Origin of the sequence: Bartonella machadoae, from assembly GCF_022559585.1 — a bacterium.
Taxonomy (GTDB): domain Bacteria; phylum Pseudomonadota; class Alphaproteobacteria; order Rhizobiales; family Rhizobiaceae; genus Bartonella; species Bartonella machadoae.
Genome location: NZ_CP087114.1, coordinates 2,625,447 through 2,645,313 on the forward strand (window position 1 = coordinate 2,625,447; position 19,867 = coordinate 2,645,313).

Annotated in this window: 17 protein-coding genes and 2 pseudogenes; 8 read left to right on the forward strand and 11 right to left on the reverse strand. The window is 38.3% G+C overall.

The window, feature by feature from the left end; all coding sequences use genetic code 11:
* The first annotated feature begins 2 nt into the window (after nt 1-2).
* On the forward strand, nt 3-770 hold the full coding sequence (locus LNM86_RS12375) for a M48 family metallopeptidase (protein ID WP_241437901.1): 768 nt from the start codon (nt 3-5) through the stop codon (nt 768-770).
* 205 nt (nt 771-975) lie between these two features.
* Nucleotides 976-2,157 carry a succinyl-diaminopimelate desuccinylase gene (gene dapE, locus LNM86_RS12380; protein WP_241437902.1) on the forward strand — a complete coding sequence of 394 codons (1,182 nt, stop codon included), beginning with the start codon at nt 976-978 and terminating at the stop codon, nt 2,155-2,157.
* An 89-nt stretch (nt 2,158-2,246) separates the two neighbouring features.
* On the opposite strand, the gene hemW is transcribed toward dapE, so the two are convergent.
* Nucleotides 2,247-3,446, reverse strand: coding sequence for a radical SAM family heme chaperone HemW (gene hemW / locus LNM86_RS12385; protein ID WP_241437903.1), 1,200 nt, complete (start codon nt 3,444-3,446; stop codon nt 2,247-2,249).
* Nucleotides 3,443-4,090: an RdgB/HAM1 family non-canonical purine NTP pyrophosphatase gene (rdgB, locus tag LNM86_RS12390; protein ID WP_241439026.1), complete on the reverse strand. Its 648-nt coding sequence runs from the start codon at nt 4,088-4,090 to the stop codon at nt 3,443-3,445. The genes hemW and rdgB overlap by 4 nt, the downstream gene beginning before the upstream one ends.
* A gap of 313 nt (nt 4,091-4,403) precedes the next feature.
* Here rdgB and hrcA point away from each other — a divergent pair, with 313 nt between their 5' ends.
* Nucleotides 4,404-5,474 (forward strand): heat-inducible transcriptional repressor HrcA, encoded by a 1,071-nt coding sequence (gene hrcA, locus LNM86_RS12395; protein ID WP_241437904.1) that lies wholly within the window; start codon nt 4,404-4,406, stop codon nt 5,472-5,474.
* Nucleotides 5,475-5,600: 126 nt separating this feature from the next.
* Complete coding sequence (gene grpE / locus LNM86_RS12400) at nt 5,601-6,263, forward strand: nucleotide exchange factor GrpE (RefSeq protein ID WP_241437905.1); 663 nt, start codon at nt 5,601-5,603, stop codon at nt 6,261-6,263.
* A 121-nt stretch (nt 6,264-6,384) separates the two neighbouring features.
* Here grpE and thpR read toward each other — a convergent pair whose 3' ends face one another.
* The 7 genes and pseudogenes from thpR to LNM86_RS12435 all read right to left on the reverse strand — a co-directional run bounded on the left by thpR (nt 6,385) and on the right by LNM86_RS12435 (nt 11,718).
* Nucleotides 6,385-6,924: an RNA 2',3'-cyclic phosphodiesterase gene (thpR, locus tag LNM86_RS12405; protein ID WP_241437906.1), complete on the reverse strand. Its 540-nt coding sequence runs from the start codon at nt 6,922-6,924 to the stop codon at nt 6,385-6,387.
* A 379-nt stretch (nt 6,925-7,303) separates the two neighbouring features.
* Nucleotides 7,304-7,433: pseudogene (locus LNM86_RS13050) on the reverse strand (integrase); the annotation flags it as partial.
* A gap of 411 nt (nt 7,434-7,844) precedes the next feature.
* On the reverse strand, nt 7,845-8,141 hold the full coding sequence (locus LNM86_RS12415; protein ID WP_241437908.1) for an HPr family phosphocarrier protein: 297 nt from the start codon (nt 8,139-8,141) through the stop codon (nt 7,845-7,847).
* Between the two features lie 24 nt (nt 8,142-8,165).
* Nucleotides 8,166-8,555 (reverse strand): PTS sugar transporter subunit IIA, encoded by a 390-nt coding sequence (locus tag LNM86_RS12420; RefSeq protein WP_241437909.1) that lies wholly within the window; start codon nt 8,553-8,555, stop codon nt 8,166-8,168.
* A 132-nt stretch (nt 8,556-8,687) separates the two neighbouring features.
* Nucleotides 8,688-9,152, reverse strand: a complete 465-nt coding sequence (locus LNM86_RS12425) for an HPr kinase/phosphatase C-terminal domain-containing protein (protein WP_241437910.1) — start codon at nt 9,150-9,152, stop codon at nt 8,688-8,690.
* A gap of 22 nt (nt 9,153-9,174) precedes the next feature.
* Entirely contained in the window at nt 9,175-10,956 is a 1,782-nt protein-coding gene (locus LNM86_RS12430; protein WP_241437911.1) for a sensor histidine kinase, read from the reverse strand.
* A 39-nt stretch (nt 10,957-10,995) separates the two neighbouring features.
* A complete protein-coding gene (locus LNM86_RS12435; protein WP_241437912.1) occupies nt 10,996-11,718 on the reverse strand; it encodes a response regulator transcription factor in 723 nt (240 codons plus the stop codon).
* A gap of 372 nt (nt 11,719-12,090) precedes the next feature.
* On the opposite strand from LNM86_RS12435, the gene lysM reads away from it, so the two are divergent.
* Nucleotides 12,091-12,546: a peptidoglycan-binding protein LysM gene (gene lysM, locus LNM86_RS12440; RefSeq protein ID WP_241437913.1), complete on the forward strand. Its 456-nt coding sequence runs from the start codon at nt 12,091-12,093 to the stop codon at nt 12,544-12,546.
* A gap of 121 nt (nt 12,547-12,667) precedes the next feature.
* On the opposite strand, the gene LNM86_RS12445 is transcribed toward lysM, so the two are convergent.
* Nucleotides 12,668-13,222, reverse strand: a complete 555-nt coding sequence (locus LNM86_RS12445; RefSeq protein WP_241437914.1) for a copper chaperone PCu(A)C — start codon at nt 13,220-13,222, stop codon at nt 12,668-12,670.
* Nucleotides 13,223-14,022: 800 nt separating this feature from the next.
* Between LNM86_RS12445 and dnaK the strand changes: the two genes are divergently transcribed.
* Together dnaK and dnaJ are read left to right on the forward strand one after the other, a co-directional pair.
* Nucleotides 14,023-15,915: a molecular chaperone DnaK gene (gene dnaK, locus LNM86_RS12450; RefSeq protein WP_241437915.1), complete on the forward strand. Its 1,893-nt coding sequence runs from the start codon at nt 14,023-14,025 to the stop codon at nt 15,913-15,915.
* Between the two features lie 157 nt (nt 15,916-16,072).
* The gene (gene dnaJ, locus LNM86_RS12455; protein WP_241439027.1) at nt 16,073-17,218 is read left to right on the forward strand and encodes a molecular chaperone DnaJ; all 1,146 of its coding nucleotides are present in this window, start codon (nt 16,073-16,075) and stop codon (nt 17,216-17,218) included.
* 151 nt (nt 17,219-17,369) lie between these two features.
* Here the strand turns inward: dnaJ and LNM86_RS12460 are convergent.
* Nucleotides 17,370-17,451, reverse strand: a pseudogene (locus LNM86_RS12460) (DUF4102 domain-containing protein); the annotation flags it as partial.
* 1,508 nt (nt 17,452-18,959) lie between these two features.
* Here LNM86_RS12460 and argB point away from each other — a divergent pair.
* Nucleotides 18,960-19,865: an acetylglutamate kinase gene (gene argB, locus LNM86_RS12465; protein ID WP_241437916.1), complete on the forward strand. Its 906-nt coding sequence runs from the start codon at nt 18,960-18,962 to the stop codon at nt 19,863-19,865.
* Nucleotides 19,866-19,867 lie beyond the last annotated feature (2 nt).

A 19,867-nucleotide genomic window follows, 5' to 3' on the forward strand; every position in this document is an offset into this window, starting at 1 on the left:
ATATGACCATTTCTGAACAGCATTTTATTTTCTCTGGTCGCGTTGTGCCTCTACAGATACGTGAACATAGGGGCGCGCGTCGCCTTACATTGCGCGTTGAGGCGAGCGGGCAGAAGATTTGTGTCATAACACCACCAGCGATAAGTCGTTGTTCAGTTCAAAGTTTTATTGAAAAACACCGATCTTGGATTGAAGCGCGTCTTACTTGTGTAAAAATTTCTCATGAAAATTCTTATCTCAAAGAGGGTGCTACAGTTCCTTTATTAGGGGTTTCACATACGATAAGGCATAAGACAGGGCGTGGGGTGACGGAAATCATTGCCGGGGATGTAGGACAAGAACCGCAAATTATTGTTTATGGTCAATTAGAATATTTGCCAAGGCGTATTGCGGATATTTTAAAAAAACAGGCTGCTCTTACTATAACGCCATTGGTTGCATATTATGCACAGAAAGTAGAGCGTAAAGTAAAGTCCATTAGCTATAAAGATACGAAAAGCCGTTGGGGATCTTGTTCAATAGACAAGCGTCTTTCTTTTTCTTGGCGCCTTATTATGGCACCAAAAGAAATTGTTGAATATGTTGTCGCACATGAGGTTGCCCATCTTGTTGAAATGAATCACGGACCAAAATTTTGGGCTCTTTGTGAAAAGCTTTGTCCAGAAAGTCAAAAACATCGCACTTGGTTGAAGGAAAATGGTCGTATGCTTCAAGCGATTAATTTTCATTCGCATAGGTTGGATGGATTTGAAAATGTGGAGGAGTTTTGAAGAGAACACTCTTTGATGGAACTTTTTATTGCGCTTTCCATTATGTAGGTGCTTCATCGTATGATGAGGAATTCATTGAAGCGCTCAGCACGATTGTCTTCCCCTACTTGGTTTGTTGAGTGTCTTCAATGTTTTTTCTTTATCTTTTGGATAATTCAGCTTAATAATCTTGGATAATTTTAAAATTCAGATTGGAAAAGCGCTTATGCCTGTTCTTACAGATCCCCTTCAGCTCTTACAGGCACTTATTCGTTGCCCTTCGGTTACACCTCATGAGGCGGGCGTCTTATCAACTTTGGAGCGATTTTTAAAAGAGATAGGATTTTGTGTCGAACGTCCTATTTTTGCGGATAAAAATACCGAAGATGTGGAAAATCTTTATGCGAAAATGGGGGAGAGTGGTCCGCATCTGATGTTTGCTGGTCATACGGATGTTGTGCCACCAGGTGCGTTGGAAAATTGGACGTATCCTCCTTTTGAAGCTGTCGTAGATCAAGGGAAATTATACGGGCGAGGCGCTGTTGATATGAAGGGCGGGATTGCTTGTTTTGTTGCGGCGTTGGCGCGAGTTGTTGAAAAACAGCCTCTTAAAGGGACAGTAAGTCTTCTGATTACGGGTGATGAAGAAGGTCCTGCCATTAACGGTACGGTTAAACTTCTCAAATGGGCAGAACAAAAAGGTGAAAAATGGACTGCGGCACTTGTGGGAGAACCGACAAGCGTAAAATTTATTGGTGATATCATAAAGATTGGTCGCCGAGGGTCAATTTCTGGTATCATTACAGTGAAAGGTCGCCAAGGTCATGTGGCATTTCCTGAACGGGCAGCTAATCCATTGCCTTTAGCAAGTAGGCTTATTCAAGCATTAATACAAACGGCTTTGGATCAAGGGACAGAAAATTTTCAACCAAGTAATTTGGAATTGACAACGATTGATACGGGTAATTGTGTAGCAAATGTTATTCCAGCACAAACAACGGTTCGTTTTAATATACGTTACAACGATCTCTGGACAAAAGAAACGCTCAAGACAGAGATTGAAAAACGTCTTGCTTCAGTAGAGTCAAACAACAACAAGAATCAATACCCCTACTATCAGCTTGAATGGATTCCAAGTTTGGGAGATGTTTTTTTGACCAACAATGATCAACTCGTTACAACTTTATCAAATGCTATTAAAGATATAACCGGAACTATACCAGAATGTTCAACTTCGGGGGGAACTTCCGATGCGCGATTTATTAAGGATTATTGCCCAGTGGTTGAATTCGGTCTACCGGGGCAAACAATGCATATGGTGGATGAGTGTGTAACTCTTGAGGCATTGGAAACCCTCACTTCTATTTATGAACGTTTCATTATTGATTTTTTTGCGCAGACAAAGTGATTACCTTTTAAAGAATCTGCCTCTCAAATTGAAAACCATAAAGATTATGCAATGAAGTAGATGTAATGGCAGATAACATCATAGAGATTTTAGTTTGCTAATTGGCTAATGATGTGGTCAAGAAGAATACGTCCTTTGCTTGTTGCTTTTAAGCGCTGGTTTCCGGATATTTCTATAAGTCCTTGTTGTTGTAAATCGATAAGCTTTTCCATTGGTAAGCTCTTTGGGTTTAAGGTTTCATAACGTGGAAGGTCCAAGCCTTCGCAAAGACGCAGTCCCATGAGGAGCATTTCATTTGCTTGTTGTAATGGGGTTAATTGTTCTGTTTCAATACAGCCATGCCCTGTTGTTTCTACCAATTCGAGCCAACTTTCAGGGTGTTTTTCATTTATTGTGACATAACGTTTACAGTTTTCAACTTGAGAGATAGATGCTTTTGAAGAGGGAGGGGAGTGATTCGGGGTATGTTCAATAAAACGCCCATGAGCTCCTGGACCAAAGCCTGCATATTCATGATAACGCCAATAGAGAAGATTGTGTGCCGATTCGGCACCCGGGATTGCATGATTTGAGATTTCATAGGCTAGCAGTCCGTGTGTCGCAGTAATTTCTTGAGTAAGATGGTAGAGGTCTGCTGCAAGTTCTGAAGTGGGAAGGATAAGTCTTCCTGCGGCATGAAGCCGTTTAAAAGCGGTTCCATCTTCGATTGTGAGTTGGTAGAGAGAAAGATGATCTGCTGCCAAATCAAGCGCTTGAAACAGTTCAGATTTCCATTGCTCTAACGTTTGTTCAGGGCGGGCATAAATGAGATCAAAGGATAAACGTGGAAAGATTTCGCGTGCCAAAGCAATAGCGTGAAGAGCCTGTTTCACATCATGAAGACGGCCAAGTTTTCGCAATGCTTTATCATTGAGCGCTTGAACCCCTAGAGACAAGCGGTTAACACCTGCTGCGCGATACCCGCGAAAGCGTTCTGCTTCCACACTTGATGGATTAGCTTCCAGTGTAATTTCAACTTTATCATCGATTGTCCACTTTTTTGCAAGTGCTTGCAATAAGGCATCAACAGTTTGAGGCATCATAAGAGAAGGCGTTCCTCCACCAATAAAAATACTGGTAATACGCCGTGGACCTATTTTATGATATTGCGTTTCTATTTCGCGTTCAAAGGCGGTTACAAAACGTGGTTGATCAACGCCATGAATCCGCACATGTGAATTAAAATCACAATAAGGACATTTTGTTGCGCAAAAGGGCCAATGAATATAAATGCCAAAAAATTCATTCATGAGACTGTCAAAAGGTTTTCTGCTAAAAGCTTGAAAGCACGTGCACGATGCGAGAGAGGTGTTTTATCATTGAGTTTCCAACCGTGTTTTTGCTCCGTTGACATTTCACCAAAGGTCTTTTCATATCCATCTGGTAAAAAAATGGGGTCGAAACCAAAACCTTTATCTCCACGTGGGGGCCAAATAAATGTTCCTTCAACGCTGCCTTGGAAATAGTCTGCATAGCCATTAGGCCATGCGATACAAATGACCGATATAAATCGGCATTTCCGTTGGCTTTTTTTAAGCGCTCCAATTTTTTGCAGTTCATCTTCTATTTTTTGCATAGCTTTTGCAAAATTACGTGTACCATCGGGTTGAAGAGCAAGGTCAGCTGTATAAACACCCGGTGCGCCGTCCAATGCATCTACTTCCAAGCCCGAATCATCAGAAAGAGCAGGAAGTCCTGTCTTTTTTGCTGCTGCAAAGGCTTTGATATAGGCATTTTCTTCAAATGTTGTTCCTGTTTCTTTTGGTTCTGGCAATCCGAGCTCCTTTGCGGATTGTATCGTTAAACCAAAAGGAGTAAGCAAAGCCGTAATTTCGTGCAATTTGCCGATGTTATGTGTTGCAATGACAAGTTTTTCGGTTGCTATGCTTCTCATAGACATTTTTCTCCAAAGATAGAAGGGAGTTCTTTGATGTTAAAAACCTAAAATGAGCTTAAATACTCAGTATAGATACATCTTGCTGGATTTTATACGATATGATTTTATATATATCATTGATATTCCATTGAGATGAAAAATTTTCGTATTTGATGAGACCAATGATTAAATAGTATGCTCCTTTGTTTTATGATAGCATTTTTTTATAATAAAATTATAATATGTTTTTGTACTACTTTAGATTATTTGACCAACCCTTGGCAAAGTTTATATAAGAGAGAAGTGTTTTTAAAGTAGTGAAACAATTGTAATGAAACACAAACCTATTGACGATGAACTAAAATATCTTGATGAACGTTCGCGTGATATTTTTCGCCATATTGTGGAAGCCTATCTTAATGATGGTGAACCTGTAGGATCACGAAATCTTTCGCGGCTTTTACGACAGACTTTATCTCCTGCGACAATTCGCAATGTGATGAGTGATCTTGAACATCTTGGTTTGATTTATGCACCTCATGTCTCTGCGGGACGAATGCCAACACAATCAGGATTACGATTTTTTGTTGATGTATTCATGGAAGCGGGTGATTTGCCAAATGAGGAGCGGGAAAGTATTGAAATGCAAGTCAAAGAGGCTGGTCATGCGCAGTCAGTTGAACATTTTCTTATCCAAGCAAGTCGTGTTCTTTCAGATCTTTCCCGTGGAGCAGGGCTTGTTTTAGCCACAAAACAAGAAGGGACGTTAAAGCATATTGAGTTTGTGCGCCTTGATAGAGAGCATGCTCTTGCTGTTTTAGTGACACAACAAGGTGAGGTTGAAAATCGTATTGTGCATTTACCAGAAGGGGTTACGCATGCGCAATTGACAGAAGCAACGAATTTTCTTAATGCCCATATTCAGGGACTCACATTGAGTGAGGCAAAAGAAGAAATTGCACGTTTATGCTCAGAAACACGTGCTGCGCTCGATCATTTATCTCATCATCTTGTTGAAACGGGATTAGCTGTTTGGGGGGGAGAAGATGCCGATCATAAAATACATCTTATTGTTCGTGGGCGTAGTAATTTGCTTGAAGATGTGAAAGCAGAAGAAGATTTAGAGCGGTTAAGACATCTGTTTGATGATCTTGAAACGCGTGAAAGTATGGCGCAACTTCTCGATTTAACGGATGAAGGTTCGGGGGTTCGTATTTTTATAGGTTCAGAAAATAAGTTATTTTCGCTTTCTGGTTCTTCTTTAGTGGTAGCACCTTATCGCGATTCAAAACAAAGAGTCATTGGTGCTTTAGGGGTTATTGGACCCACACGACTTAATTATGCGAGGATTGTACCTATGGTTGATTATACGGCTCAACTTGTATCGCAACTGTTGCGTTAAAACGATTAGGTGGAATATTTGTGCTATAAACGCTTATTCTCTTTAAGATGCGTAAATGCCTCTTGATTTTTGTCTGCAAAATTTCGATATCGAGAATAATAAATCTTATGAAGGAATGGAATTTCTATGTCTGATGAAAAAAACAAATTTACTGACGCTTCATTTGAAAATTGCGATTTGAAGAATCCAACGGATTGTGCTGCGCTTAAACAAGCAGCTGATGAATTTTTAAAAACGCGTGAAGCGGAATCTCGTGCAGAGGTTGAAGAAGAAAAAGATGAATTTATCGACCCCTTGGTTGCTTTGCAGGATGAAAACAAAGCGTTGAAAGATCAACTTTTACGTCTTGCTGCTGATATGGAAAATCTTCGGCGTCGTACCGCGCGTGATGTTGCGGATGCAAAGGCGTATTCAATTGCGAGTTTTGCACGTGACATGCTCTCTGTTTCTGATAACCTCAATCGGGCTTTAGAGGCTATTCCAGAAGGGGCAAAAGAGAATGACGCTGGTTTGAAAACATTAGCTGAAGGTGTGGAAATGACTGAGCGTGCAATGATAGCAGCATTAGAACGTCACGGGGTGCAAAAAATTCATCCAGAGGGGCAAAAATTTGATCCTCACTTTCATCAAGCGATGTTTGAGATTCCTAACTCTGATGTTCCCGATAACACTGTTCAGCAAGTTGTTCAGGCCGGTTACATTATTGGTGAACGTGTTTTACGTCCTGCTATAGTAGGTGTAGCCAAAAGAGGAACAAAAGAAGCTCCTGTTGAAGCTGATTCGGCCTAAATTCTATAAATAATAACATTATTGATACAGAAGCATAGGCATTATCAATCCGTATTCATTAAGCAATTTATAAATTAGATATTGATAACCGAGAACGAGAAAGGGTGTTTGAAACACCCTTTTATCCTTGTAGTGCCCATCTTTTTTCCACAATATACGGGACATTGCTTGAGGGAGATGGCGAGAACAATAAAACAAAAGAATCAACTTCAAAAGAAGGAAATGAAAAATCACCTCGAGATGACAGATAAGGAGGAAGATCTTCAGGTTTAATAGCAAGCAATCGTGCAAGAGTGATATGTGGAGTAAATTGTTTTTCATCCGGTGTTAAGTGCAAGCTGTTTCGAATAGATTGCATTTTTTCGTGTAGAAGATTGAGAGTTTTACAAGGTTCAATACGAACAACGAGAGAATGGGGAGCGTTTTCTGAACCAAAAACTTCAAATCCCCTTGGTTGTAGCACAAAAGGAGGGAGTTTTATTGTATCAAAGGCACAAATCAGCGCATCTGCTACGGAGCTCTCAATTTCGCCAAAAAAAGATAAAGTAATATGAAAGTTTTGTGGATTAATCCACTGCGCATTCGGTAAGCCATTTTGCAGTGAGATGAGTGCTTGTGTAGTTTGTTGAGGAATCTGAAGAGCACTAAATAGACGTTGCATGGTATCTCCTTACAATAAAAACGTTACAGTAAGCACAATGGCGGATTGTGAAAACCAAATATATCATTCAAATAAGACAATTATGGTGAGAAAGAATGGCTAAGAAATGTCCACAATGGCGATGAATTTGATTCGTAAGCTTTATTCATCTTCACGAAACAATTATGCAGTCAATAAAACCTATATTTACATGCATTTTATTGTAACAATATGCAGTGGATGAGCGTTTATTCTCATGACCACAACAGCTTAAAAAGAGGAAAGTGAAGAGATTTTTCATTATGAGAACACTTTGACATTTCCTCAAGGGGCTTAAAAATAAGCCTTTTCTGTGAAGGATGCATATTTCTCTTTTTTCTGTAATTTAATCATACCTCTTCGTATAGCGTAAAAGCCATTGAGCACCACCATCTTTACGCTTATGAAGGTACAAGCCGGCACTATCATACTATTTGCCGCTCCCCAATGTTGCGACAACCCTTGGTATTGAGACGGTTCATAGGGGGCATTTTTGTTCCTTTCTAAACGGTTTTTTCCCACATGATAACCCCGCTTATGACGTGCAAATAAGTGACTTTAATTGATTCAATATGAAATGATTTGAAATGAGAAAATCTTACAATATTCGGGGGTCTAATTCAATATGCAAAACAGTAAATTATCATTATAAATCAATGCGTTGTAAGTTGTTAGCAGCTATAATATGCAACAAACATTCAAATATTATTGGTAAAAGAACACGAATACAAATATTGTGCACAGCACAATGGTTCTAAGCTATACTCACGATAACCGTGATATCAATCATATAATGGACATTGGTATTTTGAAGAGACAAACAAGCAAATCAACCCATATCATGATGGGAGAAAACTTTCTTATCTCGAGAATAATCATGATGTTTTTTCTTGTGAAGAACTTTAGTGTTCTTCTCCAAACTTATTGTTTATCAGCGTTTCAAGAGCATTGAGAGCATCCGTTGCCTCTGGTCCTGAAACTCGGACGGTAAGATTGCAACCAGATGAAGCCGCTAACATCATCAGTCCCATAATTGATGAGCCACCAACGATTTTGCCATCTTTTTCAACTTCAACAATGGCGTTGAAATTGTCAACAGTTTGGACAAATTTCGCAGAAGCACGTGCATGCAGTCCACGTTTATTACAAATATTGAAATGACGACTTAGTTGAGAGGGAAGAGGGTTTTTGGAAAGCATCAGTGTTTATTATCCGCTATAAAATCATACTGGTACATTAATATATTTACGCCCCGCTTCTTGTGCTATTCTTAAAGCTTCTGATAATGAAATATCAGGACATTGGCGAATAGAAATCAGTTTAATGAGCATAGGCAAATTAACACCGGCAATCATTTCAACACGTCCCTTTTCAATAGCAGGAATAGCCATATTTGATGGTGTTCCACCGAATACGTCTGTTAATATAATCACGCCATGGTTTGTATCTGTAGAGGAAACTGCGGCTACAATATCACTTCGGCGCTGATCTAGGTCATCATCAGGATAGACACATATTGTTGCGAATTTTTCTTGTGCTCCAACAACATGTTCTACAGCATGTAGAAATTCAATAGCCAGCTCGCCGTGCATTACAAGCACGAGTCCAATCATTTACACAAACTCCTGTTAACTAAAGATCCAACCATATTGGAGGAAAGAGTATTTTACAAGACTTTGTACTGCTGCCAAGAAAAATTTGCAAAAAAAAGGCAAAAAGAGTGATTTTTTTCTTATTTGAAAAAATTAGACAGATTTGCACCATATTTTTCTAAAAAAGAAGGCTTCAATAGCCTGACAAATGGCTGTGCAATCGGCTTCATGAAGGCTAGGAAGTTTTAAAAGAGGAATATGTATATCTGCAAATTGAAAAGTCTGGTTTGTGGAAAAGCGTTCATATTCAGGTCCTAGAAGAACAACGCAATCGATAGTTGTTTGTGTTTCAAACTCTATCGCGTAAAGGCCAGCACCGCGAATTTCAATACCACCTTGTAAACCTTCAGGAGTGTATCCGTAGAGTTTTCCATTTTTTACACGGAGAAGAGTATAATCATCACTGATAAGTTTTGCTTCACGTTTTGACCATTTAGCACGGTCAAGCAAAGAAAGAGTGAGGGTCGATTTTCCTGATCCTGATGGACCTATAACGAGCAATCCCTTTCCTCCTAGGTGGAGGCAATTTGCGTGCAATATTTCATTTTCTGTTTTCATACCTTTTATTTGGATAAAAGATTTATTTTGCTAAGGGAAGCATAATAATAAAGCGTGCACCAATTTTATTCTTTTTAAATTTAGGATCAATAATATTTTCGGCTGTAATTGTCCCATTATGTGCTTCGATAATTTGTCGACTAATAGAAAGTCCGAGTCCTGAATTTTGCCCAAAAGTATCTTCATTTGGTCGATCCGTGTAGAAACGTTCAAAAATACGTTCAATATTCTCTGAACGAATACCAGGTCCATTGTCTTCAATCGTTAAAATGAGAGTTGAAGCCTGACTTTTCATAGTTATAGAAATTTTACCACTATCATGGGGAATAAAAGAACGTGCGTTTTCAATGATATTGGAAATGACTTGTCCCAAACGAAGTTCGTAACCCAAAACAAAATAGGCTTTTCCATGAGGACGTGGGATAATATTAAGGCTTATATCAATGACTTGTGTATTCCGATATACTTCTTGAACAGCACGAACAAGACTTTCCAAAAGCAGTCTCATATCAACAATCTGTGCTGTTTCACGCGCAAGCTCTGCATCTAGTCGGGATGCGTCAGAAATATCAGTAATTAAACGGTTAAGACGGTGCACATCATGTTGAATAATTTCCAATAACTGCTCTTGCGCTTCTTCATTTTTAGCCAAAGGTAGCGTTTCAACAGCACTCCGTAGTGAGGTAAGGGGATTTTTTAATTCGTGACTTACATCTGCAGCAAAACGTTCGATGGCCTCAATACGCATATAAAGAGCATTGGTCATATTACGAATAGAGGATGAAAGATGGCCAATTTCATCCTCACGCATTGAAAAATCAGGAATTTCTATACGTTTATTATTGCCATTACGCACACGGTTGGCAGAAGCAGAGAGTTTGCTTAAAGGATGCGCAATCGTGTGGGCTAAAAAGAGGGAAAGTACCAAAAGCACGCTACATACAACGGCAAAGATTTTTAAAATAACGAGTCTTTGATCCTTTACAATGTCATCTATATCTGCATTTACGGTTGAAAGAAGAAGCGCTCCTACCACCGTACGATAGCGTTGAACAGGTACGGCAACAGAAACGATGAGTTGACCTTGTCTATTGCGCCGTTTGGCGGTAGTAAGAGTTCCCTTTAATGCTTGGTGCAATTCAGGGTGAGCAATATCACTGTTTTTTGTTTGCTCTTTATCAACCGTGATACCCTTTCCATAAAATACATTTGAAAACCATAATGTAAGACGTTGCCAAATGTTTTGTTCAGTTTTAAGTGGGGGTAAATTATAGCTAAAAACTTCACCACTCGAATAAAGAACACGCGAATCAAGAAGTAAAGTAGCATCACGATCATAAATACGCACTCTTGTTGTTTGCGGTGTGATGAGATATCGTAAAAGGAGGGCAACCCGTTCAGAATTAATAGGAAAGTCCCAAGAGTCAGTTGATTGGGGTGTGGGTGTGATACTTTCTCCAGCCTGTAATTCTAAAAGCTTTTTAGGTTCAATAAAAATAGAATCTGTATCTACGGTTGCAGAAGCGGCAATGGCTCCAGCGATTAGTTTTCCTTGGGTGCATAAACTTTTTACTTGCGCTTCAATTAAACCATCACGAAACTGATTAAGGTATAAAATGCCTGTCACCAGAACGGCAAGAGCAGCAATATTAAGTATAACAATACGGCGTGTAAGACTAGAAAACAGCAATTGTCTGATGAGACGTTGTACCCGAAGACACAAATGGACAAACATAGAAAATAATGCCGCTATACTCTTTGGTATCGTTTTTTGTATTGTTTCCGGTTGTGTATTTTTTGTCATCGATTTGATTGGTGTTTAGACGAATGCGACAAAAGAACTTCATACCTCATGGAAACGATAGCCTACACCATAAAGTGTTTCAATCATTGCAAAATCATCATCCACTTGTTTAAACTTTTTACGCAAACGTTTAATGTGACTGTCGATGGTGCGGTCATCTACATAGACTTGATCACTGTAAGCAGCATCCATCAAAGCATCACGACTTTTTACAACTCCTGGTCTTTGTGCTAGGGTCTGCAGAATCAAAAATTCTGTAACAGTTAAGGTAACAGGTTTATCTTTCCATGTACAGGTATGACGCTCTTGGTCCATCACCAGATCACCACGTTTAAGAGAAGAGGTGGGAGAAGTTCCAGTTGCAAGCGGCTGGTTACGTGCACTGGAACGACGCAAAATAGCTTTTACCCGTTCAATAAGCAGGCGTTGAGAGAAAGGTTTAGTAATAAAGTCGTCTGCGCCCATTTTGAGACCAAACAGCTCATCAATTTCATCATCCTTAGAGGTGAGGAAAATAACAGGAATATCAGATTTTTGACGCAATCGACGCAAGAGTTCCATTCCATCCATTCGGGGCATTTTAATATCAAAAATGGCTAAATGTGGGGGATGAAGTGTTAAGCCTTTGAGTGCAGATGCTCCATCTGTGTAGCTTTCAACTCGATAGCCTTCTGTCTCAAGCGCAAAAGATAAAGATGTTAAAATATTGCGGTCATCATCAACAAGTACAATCGTTTGCGTGATTGCTGGTGCATCTTTCATGGTTTCTCAGACCTTTCTATTGCTGTAGTAGCAAACTAACCATATTATTTATATGGGATTTCACATTTTTTTTGCAAAACAAATATGATACAAATTGTAGCAGAGTAAAAAACCTTTCATCATGACGATAAAAGCTTGTTTTGCTTTCATAATTTTATAATGTTTTTGCGTGTGTTAAGATCCATTTTCTTGAGAGAAATTTTTCATAGAGTCATTTTTTATCAAAATTTATTATTGGCATTGTCCCATAATTGAACAGTTTTGTTTTTGATTGTTGAAGTTTAGAAAAACCGCCTATCTGTTTTTAAGAGCAAAGAAGCGCGGTGATATATATACAAAAGATTTTTTTCCACCGCACAATAGGAGGACACAATGGGATTTTTTAATTTTATGAAAACGGTTGGGGAAAAACTAGGTATTGGGGATAAAGAGCCAGAAGAAAAGGATTTTAAAAATGCCTTTGATAATTTTCAACTGAGTACGGAAAAAGTAAATATTCAGGTTGAAAACGGCAAAGCTATTTTGAGCGGTGAGGTTCCAGATAGAGAAACTCTTGAAAAAGCGCTTTTGGTTGTTGGTAATTCACAGGGTATTTCTTCTGTTGATATTGACCAATTAAAGATTGCCAATGCTGAATCTACAAAAGCGTCTCGCTTTTATGAGGTTAAATCTGGTGATAATCTTTGGAAAATTGCTGAAGAAGTCTATGGAAAAGGACAAGGGAATAAAAACACATTTATTTTTGAAGCCAATAAGCCAATGCTCAAATCTCCCGATAAAATTTATCCTGGACAAGTTTTGCGTATTCCTGAAATTGACCGCGCTTAATTCAGAAAGAGATTAAATCTTATTTTTACGGAGTTACATAAAATGAAGGAGTATGAAAATTCTCTTCATGCTCCTTCATTAATATTATGCTTAATTACGCGTTAAATTGTCATAAAAGAGTTTAATGCGTAGAATCTGTTTTGGCAGGTGATTTATCATGTATAGCATGTACGGAAAATTCAACGTCAATGGTTCCTGCTTTTTCAAATGTTAATTTTGCGTTAATTTTTTCACCTGATTTAAATGGCTGTGAAAGCCCCATGAACATGATATGGTCACCTCCAGGTTTAAGAGAGACTTCACCATCTCCAGGAATTTCAACACCATTGTGCATTTTTTCCATTTTCATAATATCATTAACGACAGCCATGGAGTGGATTTCTGTTGTTTGTACGCCATTTGTTGAAACAGAAACCAAACGATCAGGGGTATCACTGTGATTAATGATATAGAGATAACCACTGCTTACTTTTATACCTTTAGGTGTTGCGCGCGTCCAAGGATGAAGGATTTCGATATCTCCAATTTTATATTGTTGAGCAGTTGCAGGCAGGGTTACAAAAGTAAAGAAACAAGCCCACACAATATTTTTGATAATATTCCTGAGTAGAGATTGTGTGAGAGTTAGATTTTTAGATATAAGATCTTTTATTCTTCCGACAATAAATATTATCATTGATTTACCCTCTTTGAGTGTGTTTCACTTTTACTTACTTTTAGCAGAATTTTTATGCAAAATAAAAGAGGGAATTGCGAGAGTTATATGAATTTAAATGTAAGAAGCAAAGAGAAGAGCTTCTTGGTTTTAGAGGAAGGCGGTAAATTTTAAGATAACAGTGTGCTTAAAGGCAAAAGACAACTTTTAATATATTTACAAATTTAATAAGCAGAGAAAAAAGATTCTATTAGAAGAATGTTATGTAAGGTATATCTAAAGGAATGTTGACTCTCTAAGCCATTAGAGGTGGAACTATTAGGGGCGATTGGCGGAACTTCTTATAAATTATACATTTAGCATGATGAGATTTCATGTTATAGGGGGCGTTGTGCCTCTATAGTATCATTCATTATAGAGATTTGGGTACGGGAAGCTATGATTGTGATATAAATCATTTGCGTTTGAGTGGCCTTTAAGAAATTTTTCTTGTGAGGAATCAAGGAAAAAGTCTTGTCATTATCTTGTATTTTTTCAATTTCAATGAAAAAAAGCAGCTTTTTTATACAATTAGGGCTGTCTGAGTATAATAAGAATGCCTCTTTTTAAAGAAAAATTTTATTTTAAGAATGTTTCTCTCATTCTTCTCTTGTAGCGATAAGAGCGTGTTCTTATATACGGAGCAGAAAAGGCTATTGCGACTTGCTGTTTGTTGTCTGTGTAACTTTGCAGTGAGGTGCAGGCTTTTAAGTTTTACGAGGAGCTGTCTTAGAAAGATGCTTGATGAAGGTTGAGGTAGCTTGCTGAATGGAGATTATAATATGGCAAAAGTAATTGGTATTGATTTGGGGACGACGAACTCTTGTGTTGCTGTTATGGATGGCAAAAACGCAAAAGTGATTGAGAATTCAGAAGGAGCACGTACAACACCTTCTGTTGTTGCTTTTACAGATGGTGGAGAGCGACTTGTGGGACAACCTGCTAAACGGCAAGCTGTTACGAATCCTGAAGGAACGGTTTTTGCAGTTAAACGCTTGATTGGCCGTCGTTTTGATGACCCCATGGTTGAAAAAGATAAAGCACTTGTGCCTTATAAAATTGTTAAAGGCGATAATGGTGATGCTTGGGTGGAAGAAGCCGGTAAGAAATATTCTCCATCACAGATTTCTGCGATGATTTTGCAAAAGATGAAAGAAACAGCCGAGTCTTATCTTGGTGAAAAAGTTGAGCAAGCGGTTATTACTGTCCCTGCATATTTCAATGATGCACAACGTCAGGCTACCAAAGATGCAGGTAAAATTGCTGGACTTGAAGTTTTGCGGATTATCAATGAGCCAACAGCTGCGGCTTTAGCCTATGGTTTGGATAAAAAAGACGGCAAAACCATAGCTGTTTACGACCTTGGTGGCGGTACATTTGATATTTCTGTGCTTGAAATCGGAGATGGTGTTTTTGAAGTTAAGTCGACCAATGGAGATACTTTTTTAGGCGGTGAAGATTTTGATATGCGCCTCGTTGGTTATTTTGCCGATGAATTCAAGAAAGAACAAGGGATTGATCTAAAGAATGATAAATTGGCATTGCAGCGTTTAAAGGAAGCAGCAGAAAAAGCAAAGATTGAACTTTCTTCTTCACAACAAACAGAAATTAATTTGCCATTTATCACGGCGGATCAATCTGGTCCCAAGCATTTAACGATGAAATTGACGAGGGCAAAATTTGAATCTCTCGTTGATGATTTGGTTCAACGCACTATCGAGCCTTGTAAAGCTGCGTTAAAAGATGCAGGTTTGAAAGCGGGTGAGATTGATGAAGTTGTTTTAGTGGGCGGCATGACACGTATGCCCAAGATTCAAGAAGTTGTGCAAAAATTTTTCAACAAGGATCCCCATAAAGGCGTTAATCCCGATGAAGTTGTCGCAATGGGAGCGGCTATTCAAGGTGGGGTATTGCAGGGTGATGTGAAAGATGTGTTGCTTTTGGATGTGACGCCTTTATCTTTGGGAATTGAGACATTGGGAGGCGTTTTCACACGCCTTATTGAACGCAATACCACTATTCCAACGAAAAAATCGCAAGTTTTTTCAACAGCTGATGATAACCAAAATGCTGTGACTATTCGTGTTTTCCAAGGTGAACGTGAGATGGCTAATGATAACAAGTTATTAGCGCAATTTGATCTTGTTGGTATTCCACCAGCACCGCGTGGTATGCCTCAGATTGAAGTTACTTTTGATATTGATGCAAATGGTATTGTCAATGTTTCGGCTAAAGATAAAGGAACTGGTAAAGAGCATCAAATTCGTATTCAAGCATCGGGCGGTTTAAGTGACGCTGATATTGAAAAAATGGTAAAAGATGCAGAAGATCACGCAGCTGAGGATAAAAAACGCCGTGAAGGTGTGGAGGCTAAAAATCAAGCCGAGGCTCTTATCCATTCAACTGAAAAATCGCTGAAAGAATATGGTGATAAGGTATCATCTGAAGATAAAGAACAGATTGAAACCGCGATATCTGATTTAAAGTCTGTGCTTGATAGCACCGATACTGAAGAAGTAACAGCAAAAATGCAAAAACTAGCAGAAGTGAGTATGAAGCTTGGACAGGCTATGTATGAAGCTTCGCAAGCAGCAACAGCCACTGAAGACACAGAGACAAAGGATGATGATGTGGTTGATGCTGACTTTGAAGAAATTAATGATAAGAAGAAATAGTATAAGCAAATGTGGTAACCCCTTGATAAACCCGGCTTTTGAAATATAAGGCTGGGCTTTATCATTTGGGATGAGTTGCAACTTTTTTACTAAAAATATAAATTGAAAGCAAAGATTATCCATCAAGATGGATAATAGAAATTATCAGGAATACATGATGAAAGTAGATTATTATGAAATTCTTGGCGTGACACGCGAATGCGATGATAAAAAGTTAAAATCTGCTTTTCGTAAGTTGGCAATGCAATATCATCCTGATCGCAACGCAGGGGATAAAGAAGCAGAACGAAAATTTAAGGAAATTGGCGAAGCTTATGAAGTTCTCAAAGATCCTCAAAAGCGTGCTGCCTATGATCGTTTTGGTCATGCGGCTTTTGAAGGTAATGGCCGCGAGGGTGCAAATCCCTTTAGTGGTTTTGCTGCGGGAGGTGGATTCGCTGACATTTTTGAAGATTTTTTTGGTGAGATTATGGGGGGGATGCACCGTAAACGCAATGATGGCCGCGAGCGTGGTGCGGATCTGAGTTACAATATGGAAGTGACCTTGGAAGAGGCCTTTTCAGGAAAAACTGCACAAATTGATATTCCGAGTTCGGTTACTTGTGATGTTTGTGAAGGATCTGGCGCGAAAAAGGGCTCTAAGCCACAAGTTTGTAGAACATGTCATGGATCTGGACGTGTACGTGCTGCACAAGGTTTTTTTTCTATTGAACGCACATGTCCTACATGTCATGGGCGTGGTGAAACCATTACCGATCCATGTCCAAAATGTCAGGGGACGAGACGGATAGAAAAAAATCGTTCATTGAGCGTGAATGTTCCAGCTGGTATTGAAGATGGAACGCGTATTCGTCTTTCTGGTGAGGGAGATGCCGGTATTCGTGGTGGTCCTAGCGGTGATCTTTATATTTTTCTTTCTATTAAGCCGCATGAGTTTTTTCAACGAGAAGGGGCGGATCTTCATTGTCGTGTTCCTATTTCGATGGTAACAGCTGCTTTAGGGGGTGAATTTGAGGTGTCCGACCTTAATGGTACCAAAACGCGTGTTAAGGTTCCAGAAGGGACCCAAAACGGGCGTCAGTTCCGCCTTAAAGGGAAAGGAATGCCCATGTTGCGTCGTCAACAAGCTAGGGGTGATCTTTATATTCATATCACTATTGAAACACCGCAGAAATTAACATCAGAGCAACGCGAATTGTTACAAAAGTTTGAGAAGCTTTCAAATCATGAGAATTCACCGCAATCGCATGGTTTCTTTTCACGCATGAAAGAATTTTTTGAAAATATCTCGAGACAACATTAATATATGCACACTAGAATTAATGATTGGAAGAGCATATTTGAAAAATCACTTTTCATTAAAGTTTTTATTGTATCGCAATTTTTGTAGAGGGATGAAGGAACATTCCTCTTTCTGAAAGAGCGGATGACTGCGAGAACATGAAGTGAATCCGTAACAAGTCAGCACCATCATTATATTTACCAGCCCCCAATGTTGCGACAGCCCTTGGTATTGAGACGATTCATTAAAGGCATTTTTGCTCCTTTCTAAACGGTTTTCACCCCACACACCAACCCCACTTATGACGTGCAAATAAGTGACTTTAAGATTGAACATAATATGATTTGAATTGGGAGAATCTTCCAATATTCGGGGGTCTCACTCAATATGCAAAACAGTAAATTATCATTATAAATCAATGTGTTGCCGTTGAACAGAATTTTCATGACTCCTTACGAAAAGACACGTCTCTTTAAAAGGAGCAGAGGGTTTATGAACAAGAAAAGCACTTAAAGCAAGAAGCGTATCAGGTTTAAAAGGTTTAGGATGAATATTCTGCTCTTGTTTATTTTTGAGACGGGAAAATAAAAGAGTAATGCCTTTATTCTATAAAAAATTGAAAAAATAAAAGCCTTTTATTGATTTTCACACTGTTAAGTAAAGCACTATACACATTTGCTATATAAGCTCTGTGGTCTTTTCAATAAAAGAACCGAACGATCTTTTATAGAGAGAAGAGAGAGAACCATTTTTAGTTTGATGATAACAAAAAGATTTTTGTTATCATCAAAGAAGTTCTGTGAAGCGTTATTCTCATTTCTTTCATAATACTTTTTACTGACTCTCTGTCTATGGCTTCAGCTATTAGGACTATAACGAAGAGAGGAACAATCGAATAATTTTAAGCTCTCTTCAAGGGTTTTTTATGATTTAAAGATAAGAGGTTGTATTGTGCTACAAGTTTTCAGATATAGCACTACACTGGTTTATCTTATCATTTATTTGTTCGTCTCTAATATCTCTTACATTGGATGTGCCATAAGAGATTTTTTCGTTCTTTTTAAAGTATTTTATATGCCAATACCATTTGTAACATATAAACAAATGGCTTTTATTGTGATTCATCATAAAAAGGGGGTTGGAATTGGGGGAAGTATTCCTATATGAAAGGCTTTTATTTAAGTCAAAAATGACAAATTATGATTATAGATTAATATATTATATTTTTTCATAATATAGAGTCATAAATCATATAATTGATATTTTTCATTCTCAATAATTGAGAAAAAGACGAATTTTAAGTTCAAATTTTAGTCTATTTAGAAAGAATGGATGTATGATTGAGTCATTTCCTGTATTTGCGATATGATGCCTCATTTCATTATTATATATGATTTTGTTTGCATCTTATAAAATCAATGATTGTATATCTTTCTATTGATTGTTAAAGATTCCATTTTGAGGTAAAAATATTAAGTTGAATGTACAATGCAGCTTAAAAATTATTCTAAATTCTGCTTCCAAATTTTATACATATGAGGTTATGAAACAGTGAAATTTTGTACGCCTATTTTATTTGATTTTTAGATAATAGTTCTTTTTAAGAAAGCTGTTTTGTTTCATCTCGTTATAAATTTTGAGGTCATTGAAAGAAAAATGAATGTTTTTCAGGGGGATGGATAGAGTAAAACGTGCTTTAAATTTTTTTCACTTTCCCTAAATTCCATAAAGATTGGGTAAAAAGTAAAGAGGAGGCTTTTTGATGGATGATGTTGAAAGCGATGTTGCAGATGTTTTTGAAGAACAAGCAGCATTTTTATCGTCTGCTCTACCTTATATGCAAAAATATGAAAATGAAACGGTGGTTGTAAAATATGGCGGTCATGCTATGGGCGATGCTGCTTTGGGACGGGCATTTGCCCGTGATATTGCTTTATTAAAACAATCAGGCATTAACCCCGTTGTTGTTCACGGTGGAGGACCTCAAATTGCTGAAATTTTGATGAAAATGGGGATTGAATCACGCTTTGAAAACGGTTTACGCGTCACTGATGAGCGTATCGTTGAAGTGGTTGAAATGGTTTTAGCAGGTTCCATAAACAAGGAAATTGTTGCTCTTATTAATGCTGAGGGTGAATGGGCAATAGGATTGTGTGGCAAAGATGGCAATATGGTTTTTGCCGAAAAGACATATAAAACGGTCATTGATCCTGATTCGCATATTGAACGTGTTTTAGACTTGGGGTTTGTTGGTGAACCCGTTGAAGTTGATCGCACATTATTAGATCTTTTAGCATGTTCTGAAATGATTCCAGTTCTTGCTCCTGTAGCTCCAGGCCGTGATGGCAAAACCTATAATATCAATGCTGATATTTTTGCTGGAGCTATTGCCGGTGCATTAGAGGCCAAACGCCTTTTATTTCTCACCGATGTCCCTGGTGTTTTGGATAAACAGGGTAAACTTTTAAAAGAATTGACTATTTCTGAAGCGGAAAGTTTCATCAAAGATGGGACAATTTCAGGGGGAATGATTCCAAAAGTAGAAACCTGTATAAAGGCTCTTCAAAATGGTGTAGAAGGTGTGGTTATTTTAAATGGTAAAACCCCCCATTCTGTCTTGCTAGAACTCTTTACTGAACAAGGTGTTGGAACACTTATTGTTGCATAAGA

What these genes read in the sequence shown, in the direction of transcription:
- LNM86_RS12435 (WP_241437912.1), bottom strand. Translation starts at nt 11,718, where the DNA reads ATGAAAGATGCACCAGCAATCACGCAAACGATTGTACTTGTTGATGAT.
- dnaK (WP_241437915.1), top strand. Translation starts at nt 14,023, where the DNA reads ATGGCAAAAGTAATTGGTATTGATTTGGGGACGACGAACTCTTGTGTT.
- thpR (WP_241437906.1), bottom strand. Translation starts at nt 6,924, where the DNA reads ATGCAACGTCTATTTAGTGCTCTTCAGATTCCTCAACAAACTACACAA.
- lysM (WP_241437913.1), top strand. Translation starts at nt 12,091, where the DNA reads ATGGGATTTTTTAATTTTATGAAAACGGTTGGGGAAAAACTAGGTATT.
- LNM86_RS12420 (WP_241437909.1), bottom strand. Translation starts at nt 8,555, where the DNA reads ATGATTGGACTCGTGCTTGTAATGCACGGCGAGCTGGCTATTGAATTT.
- rdgB (WP_241439026.1), bottom strand. Translation starts at nt 4,090, where the DNA reads ATGAGAAGCATAGCAACCGAAAAACTTGTCATTGCAACACATAACATC.
- LNM86_RS12375 (WP_241437901.1), top strand. Translation starts at nt 3, where the DNA reads ATGACCATTTCTGAACAGCATTTTATTTTCTCTGGTCGCGTTGTGCCT.
- grpE (WP_241437905.1), top strand. Translation starts at nt 5,601, where the DNA reads ATGTCTGATGAAAAAAACAAATTTACTGACGCTTCATTTGAAAATTGC.
- dnaJ (WP_241439027.1), top strand. Translation starts at nt 16,073, where the DNA reads ATGAAAGTAGATTATTATGAAATTCTTGGCGTGACACGCGAATGCGAT.
- hrcA (WP_241437904.1), top strand. Translation starts at nt 4,404, where the DNA reads ATGAAACACAAACCTATTGACGATGAACTAAAATATCTTGATGAACGT.
- argB (WP_241437916.1), top strand. Translation starts at nt 18,960, where the DNA reads ATGGATGATGTTGAAAGCGATGTTGCAGATGTTTTTGAAGAACAAGCA.
- LNM86_RS12445 (WP_241437914.1), bottom strand. Translation starts at nt 13,222, where the DNA reads ATGATAATATTTATTGTCGGAAGAATAAAAGATCTTATATCTAAAAAT.
- hemW (WP_241437903.1), bottom strand. Translation starts at nt 3,446, where the DNA reads ATGAATGAATTTTTTGGCATTTATATTCATTGGCCCTTTTGCGCAACA.
- LNM86_RS12430 (WP_241437911.1), bottom strand. Translation starts at nt 10,956, where the DNA reads ATGACAAAAAATACACAACCGGAAACAATACAAAAAACGATACCAAAG.
- dapE (WP_241437902.1), top strand. Translation starts at nt 976, where the DNA reads ATGCCTGTTCTTACAGATCCCCTTCAGCTCTTACAGGCACTTATTCGT.
- LNM86_RS12415 (WP_241437908.1), bottom strand. Translation starts at nt 8,141, where the DNA reads ATGCTTTCCAAAAACCCTCTTCCCTCTCAACTAAGTCGTCATTTCAAT.
- LNM86_RS12425 (WP_241437910.1), bottom strand. Translation starts at nt 9,152, where the DNA reads ATGAAAACAGAAAATGAAATATTGCACGCAAATTGCCTCCACCTAGGA.